Below are 6,106 nucleotides of genomic sequence, written 5' to 3'. Positions count from 1 at the left end.
GCGCATCCTCACCCACCCGCACACCGGTATCGTGCTCGATGTCAGCGCAGAACCGTTCCGGGTGCCGGCAAGCTTGAAGAAGTATTTGCGCCTGCGGGACGGGACCTGCCGGTTCCCCGGCTGCAACCGCTCCGCCGGGCACAGCGACCTCGACCACACCCGCGACAAACAATTCGGCGGCCCCACCACCGCCACCAACCTGCACCACCTCTGCCCCGCTCACCACAATCTGAAGCACTACTCCGCCTGGACCGTCACCGTCGACCTTGACGGCCCCCTCAATTGGACCAGCCCCGCCGGCAAACACTACGCCACCGACCCCGCCACCCGCATCAGCCCCCTGCGACAACAGGCCGACACGTCACCACCCCCACCGCAACCCGAGCCCGCAGTCGAACCGGCTCCGCCCAACCCGTGGGCCTCGGCCTGGGACATCACCGACCCCGACCCGCAGCCGTTCTAGGTGTAACCGGCTACCGCAGCGCGCTGATGCGCAGGGCAACCGACTTGAAGTTCGCTATGCGCTGTTCGTAGCGTGCAGCGAGAACGATAAGCAGGATGCCACCGCCACCGAGCCAGAGGAACCACGGAACCACGGAACCACGGAACCACGGAACCACGCTGTAGGCGAGGGCGATCCACGGCCAAAGCTGGGCGACACCGTTGATCAGCAGCACGGCAGCACCGATCACGAACGGCGCTTGCAGTAGACAATTGCCCACGACGCGGGCGGGGGAGGAGACGGAAGGATCAGAGGCTGTTGGTCGCGAGCCAGCTGACCAACACGCGCTGAAACTCCAGCGGATGCTCGACACTCGGCAGGTGAGCGGTGTCGCGGAACGTGCAGCCGCTGGCCTGCGGCAGCATTTCCAACAAAAATTCGTAGTGAGCCAGCGACGACGTGACGTCGAGCTCGCCCACGGTCACCAGCGCCGGAACGTCAATGTCACTGACCCGGTCGAGCGCGGCGGGCTCGAGCGGAATCGGGATTGGCGCTTCCGTGGCGTGGATGACGTTACGAAGGTTGAGCTCCTGCGCGAGGGCCAGAAAGGCGGGGTCGACGTCGGCCGCCTTGCGGGTCGGCCCGACCGCCCACAATGCAACTTCGAGCCGCGCCAGCCGCGGCCATTGCCGGCCGGTGAAGGCCGCATCCAGCTTGTCGAACAGGGCGTCTTCACGTTCGGTGAGCTCCACATCGGGAAATCCGCTGGGTCCTGACCCAATAGTGACCAGGCCTGCGACGCGCTCGGGGCTTGCCACAGCAAGATCGATCGCGATCGTGCCTCCGCGCGAGCACCCGATCAGGGTGGCTCGAGCCACGCCGAGATGATCGAGCAGCGCCGTGGCATCCGCTCGGTTGGAGAATTCAACATTCTCGGTCGTGGTTTGGCCGAAACCACGGGTATCGAAGCGGATGACATAGTGGCGGGCCGAGAGGGCCGCGACCTGCGGGTCCCACATGCGCAGGGTCGCGATGCCCGCGTGGAGCAGGAGCAGGGCGGGCGAGTCGGGGTCTCCCTGGGTCTCGTAATAGAGGGAAGCGCCAGGAACGTCGAGTCGGGGCATGCGTTGAGCGTAGCAACGTCGATCGCACGGCCGAAAGGGCCGTGCCGGTTCGTGCTGGGGTAAGCCTTAGGCTCGTCAGAATGGGCGGTGTATTGGTTGGGTTTTCGATTATCGGGTTTGTCATCCTGATCGGGTATTTTGTCGAGCGGTTCGGCATTATCGGCGCGGGCGCAGGCCGGGTACTCAACCGAATGGCCTTCTTCGTCGCCACTCCCGCGCTGCTGTTCACCGTGCTCTCTCACGCGGACGTATCGGTGATTTTCTCTGTATTTCTGGTCGCCATCGTCTGCACCCTCGTGGTCGGCGTGGTCATCTACCTCGCCCTCGCGCGGCTGTTCTTTCGAACGCCGCTGGCCGAGACGGTGCTCGGTGCCTCGAGCGCGACCTACGTCAACGCCAACAACATTGGGCTGCCTGTGGCCATCTACGTGCTCGGCAGCGCCCAGTATGTGGCGCCCGTACTGCTGCTTCAGCTGGTGATTCTGGCCCCGACCATCCTGGCCGTTCTCGACGTGGCCACCAGAGGCCGGGCCTCGTTCGTGTCGCTCGTGACGCAGCCGTTTCGAAACCCGATGATTCTCGGCTCGCTTGCCGGCGTGCTCGTGGCGACCTTCGATATCACCCTGCCAGCCCCGGTGTTGGCGCCGTTCGAACTGATCGGCGGAGCCGCCATTCCCCTGGTGCTGCTCTCATTTGGCATGTCGCTGCACGGCCAACGACTACTGAAGGCCGGAACCGGGCGTAAACAGGTCGTGGCGGCCACCATGATCAAGGTCGTACTGATGCCGATCATCGCGTTTCTGTTCGGACGCTTCGTGTTCGATCTTGATGGCGCCGAGCTCTTCGCCGTAGTCGCCGTCTCGGCTTTGCCGACCGCGCAGAACATCTTCAATTTCGCCTCGCGTTACGATCGAGCCATGGTCGTCACCCGGGACACCGTTTTTCTCACCACGATTTTGTCGATGCCCGCTCTACTCGTCATCGCGGCCCTGCTCGCCTGAGTCCCGAAAGGACCGCATGTCTACTTCTGGCCCGTTTACCGCACCCGAGGCCACCAGCTTGCCGATCATCGGCTCCGCTGAGCGCTTCTACGTGCACCGGGTGTACTGCGTCGGACGCAACTACGCCGATCATGCCCGCGAAATGGGCAACGACCCCGACCGCGAGGCGCCGTTCTTCTTCGCCAAGCCGGCCGACGCCGTGTTCGCCGTCGACGAGGGCGTTCCCGCGTACAGTGTCGCTCCGCACACGGTTCCCTTCCCGTCAGAGACCGACAACCTGCACTACGAGATGGAACTCGTGGTCGCGATCGGCGTCGGCGGCGCCGACATTGCGGCGGCGGATGCCCTCACCCACGTCGTCGGCTACGGCGGCGGCGTCGACCTCACCCGGCGCGATCTCCAAAATGCCGCCAAAGCACTGCGTCGCCCCTGGGATCTCTCCAAGGGCTTCGATTTCTCGGGACCCTGCACTGCGCTCGTTGCCGCCAGCGAGGTCGGCCATCCAGCTTCGGCACGTATCTGGCTCAATGTCGACGGCGTGACCCATCAGGACGGCGACCTTGCCGACCAGATCTGGCCAGTGCCCGACGTGATCGCCGCTCTGTCGCGGTTTGTCGCCCTGCGGCCCGGTGACCTCATTTTCACCGGTACTCCTGCCGGTGTGGGCCGAATTGGGCCGGGAAGTGCCGTCACCGCCGGCATCGACGGGGTCGGCGACCTCGCCTTTCACGTGGTCTGACGCATCATTTTGAGACTGTATCCAATTCTGCAAAACAACGGAAGGGACGACGGGATCGTCGGCCGTGTGAGGGCATTCTGGACCGGCGGCGCACAGCCTCGGACAGGGGGTAAGCCCCTCTGTTAACAAACGGTTACGTGGGCAATTGGGTGGTCAAACATGGCGTAAAGCCCGTATTTCTGCGAGACTGGAGTCTTGACCTTGCCCGCAACGCGGGTAATCACGTCCAGTACGTCGGGCATCCCAACAAAGGAATCCCATTGACGGATCAAACATTTCAGATAATCGCGATCGTTTTATACCTCGCTGGCATGGTCGCCATCGGGTATTTTGCCTTTCGGCAGACCAAAGATCTTGACGACTACATGCTCGCCGGCCGAGGCCTCAAACCCGGTACGGCTGCGCTGAGCGCCGGCGCGTCAGACATGTCCGGCTGGCTACTGCTGGGTCTCCCCGGGGCCATCTACGTATCCGGCCTCGTCGAGGCCTGGATAGCGATCGGCCTCACCATCGGTGCCTGGCTGAACTGGAAGTTCGTTGCTCCGCGGCTGCGCTCCTATACCTTCGTGTCGAAGAACTCCATCACCATTCCGAGCTTCTTCGAAAATCGGCTGAAAGACACTTCGCGTTTGCTGCGCGTGGTCTCCGGCCTGATCATCCTGGTGTTCTTCACCTTCTACGTCTCCTCGGGCATGGTGGCCGGCGGCGTCTTCTTTGAAGAATCCTTCGGCTCCACCTTCCTCACCGGCATGCTCATCGTGGCCGGCGTCACCCTGCTCTACACGCTGTTCGGCGGTTTTCTCGGCGCCACCCTCACCGACGTCGCCCAGGGCATCCTTATGCTCGTCGCACTGATCGCGGTGCCCTTCGTGGCGCTCAATGCCACCGGCGGAGTCGTCGCCACGCTCGAGTCCATCCGCGAAATCGATCCGAACCTGTTGTCCATCACGGCCGGCGGATCCGTGCTCGGTGTGATCTCGGCTGTTGCCTGGGGCCTCGGTTACGTCGGCCAGCCGCACATCATCGTGCGTTTCATGGCCCTGCGCACCCCGCAGGATGCCACGGCCGGACGCCGAATCGGCATCGGCTGGATGGTCGCCACCTCTCTCGGCGCTGTCGCGACTGCCCTGATCGGACTCGCGTACTTCCAGCAGAACCCGGACCTGACGCTCGCCAACCCGGAAACGGTGTTCCTGCTGCTCTCGCAGACCCTCTTCCACCCCTTCATCGCGGGCCTCGTTCTGGCCGCTGTGCTGGCCGCCATCATGAGTACGATCTCCTCGCAGCTGATCGTTTCCTCGTCGGCTTTGGTCGAGGACCTCTACAAGATCGTCGGCAAGGACGCGGCCCCGAAGCAACTCGTCATGCTCGGACGGGTCGGCGTACTACTCGTTGCCGTTGTCGCCGGACTCATCGCGCTGCAGCAGAACTCCACCATTCTCGACCTGGTCGGCTTCGCTTGGGCCGGTTTCGGTGCCGCCTTCGGACCTGTGGTTATCCTCTCGCTGTACTGGAAGAAGCTGTCCACCTGGGGCGCCCTCGCCTCGATGGTCACCGGTGCCGTCGTTGTCTTCATCTGGGGCAACTCCCCGCTCGGCGATATCCTGTACGAGATCGTGCCCGGCTTCGCGGCCAGCCTGATCGTGGCCGCCGTGGTTTCCCTCGTGACCTACAAGCCCAACGCCGACATCGACGCTGAATTCGATGCCGCTGCGGAGCAGGCTCACCCCAAGTATCAGGTACCGGAGAAGATCTCCGCGTAGCGCGCACCTGGCACGATACGACGGCACCTGCCCTCGGCCTCACGGCTGGGGACCGGTGCCGTCTGTGTTTGTGTCCGCGTGGCCGGCTGCAGGGTTTAGAAAATCATCGGACGATCGTCGTCATCGCCGCCGAGATCGAGGTCAACGAGCACCGGCACGTGGTCGCTCGGGGCGTCGCCCTTGCGTTCGTTACGGTGGATGCTGGCATCCGTCACGAGGTCGGCGAAGGCCGGCGAGCCGAGGATAAAGTCGATGCGCATGCCCTCGTTGCGCGGAAAACGCAGCTGCTTGTAGTCCCAGAAGGTGAAACCCTCCGGCACGATCGGTCGCACGACGTCGCTCAGACCGGCCTGCTCGAAGGCGTCGAACGCTGCACGTTCTTCGGGCGAGATGTGGGTCGACAGACCGGGTACGAAGCTCGGGTCGCCCATATCTTCGTCGCGGGGGGCGACGTTCCAGTCGCCCATCATCGCCAGGGCGAGTGCGGGGTGTCGGCTAAGTTCCTCGGCCGCATGGGACTTGAGGGCGTTCAGCCAGCCCAGCTTGTAGGCATAGTGCGGGTCGCCGAGAGCGCGCCCGTTCGGCACATACAGGCTCCACAGCCGCAGGTCATTCACGGTCACGCCGAGCGCGCGCGCCTCGAGCGGCTGATCTGGACCGACGGCACCTTTTTGAAAGCCGGGCATATTCGGAAAGGCGGTGACGACATCCGTCATCGGTTCGCGGCTCGCGAACGCCACGCCATTCCACTGGCTCAGGCCGTGAATGGCGAGGTCGTAGCCGGCGTCTTCGAATACCTGGGACGGAAACTGTTCGGGCTTGCACTTGATCTCCTGCATGGCCAGAACATCGATGTCCTCGCGTTCCATCCAGTCGATAATGCGCCCGGAGCGGGCACGAACGGAGTTGACGTTCCAGGTGGCAATGCGCATGCTCTCAGCCTATAAGGCGCCAAGCGGATGCCGGCTCGGCGGTATCGAATGCGCTTCTCGTCGTGTTGCGATTGAATGGGTACAAAATCTTTAGGCGCAGGAAGG

The 6,106-nt window shown here is 63.7% G+C and carries 7 protein-coding genes; 4 read left to right on the top strand and 3 right to left on the bottom strand.

The genetic code is table 11. The features are described 5' to 3' along the window. Positions 1 to 463: HNH endonuclease signature motif containing protein (locus CXY70_RS17710; RefSeq protein WP_199183361.1), on the top strand; the 463-nt coding region annotated here is incomplete at its 5' end. A gap of 10 nt (positions 464 to 473) precedes the next feature. Here the strand turns inward: CXY70_RS17710 and CXY70_RS03435 are convergent. Together CXY70_RS03435 and CXY70_RS03430 are read right to left on the bottom strand one after the other, a co-directional pair. After that, the gene (locus CXY70_RS03435) at positions 474 to 722 is read right to left on the bottom strand and encodes an SCO7613 C-terminal domain-containing membrane protein (RefSeq protein ID WP_369851621.1); all 249 of its coding nucleotides are present in this window, start codon (positions 720 to 722) and stop codon (positions 474 to 476) included. 28 nt (positions 723 to 750) lie between these two features. Continuing rightward, positions 751 to 1,566, bottom strand: a complete 816-nt coding sequence (locus CXY70_RS03430) for an alpha/beta fold hydrolase (protein ID WP_104190985.1) — start codon at positions 1,564 to 1,566, stop codon at positions 751 to 753. 80 nt (positions 1,567 to 1,646) lie between these two features. Between CXY70_RS03430 and CXY70_RS03425 the strand changes: the two genes are divergently transcribed. The 3 genes from CXY70_RS03425 (at position 1,647) to putP (ending at position 5,069) form a co-directional block, all read left to right on the top strand. After that, positions 1,647 to 2,567, top strand: coding sequence for an AEC family transporter (locus CXY70_RS03425; protein ID WP_104190984.1), 921 nt, complete (start codon positions 1,647 to 1,649; stop codon positions 2,565 to 2,567). A 16-nt stretch (positions 2,568 to 2,583) separates the two neighbouring features. Further along, positions 2,584 to 3,306: a fumarylacetoacetate hydrolase family protein gene (locus CXY70_RS03420; RefSeq protein WP_104190983.1), complete on the top strand. Its 723-nt coding sequence runs from the start codon at positions 2,584 to 2,586 to the stop codon at positions 3,304 to 3,306. Between the two features lie 260 nt (positions 3,307 to 3,566). Further along, a complete protein-coding gene (gene putP, locus CXY70_RS03415; RefSeq protein WP_104190982.1) occupies positions 3,567 to 5,069 on the top strand; it encodes a sodium/proline symporter PutP in 1,503 nt (500 codons plus the stop codon). Between the two features lie 95 nt (positions 5,070 to 5,164). On the opposite strand, the gene CXY70_RS03410 is transcribed toward putP, so the two are convergent. Then, entirely contained in the window at positions 5,165 to 6,001 is an 837-nt protein-coding gene (locus CXY70_RS03410; RefSeq protein ID WP_104190981.1) for an exodeoxyribonuclease III, read from the bottom strand. Between the last annotated feature and the right edge of the window lie 105 nt (positions 6,002 to 6,106).

Source organism: Cryobacterium sp. Y82, from assembly GCF_002929495.1.
In the GTDB taxonomy this organism is placed as follows: Bacteria; Actinomycetota; Actinomycetes; order Actinomycetales; family Microbacteriaceae; genus Cryobacterium; species Cryobacterium serini.
The sequence above is the reverse complement of the archived record's forward strand: the minus strand, read 5'-3'. Positions and strand labels throughout refer to the sequence as shown.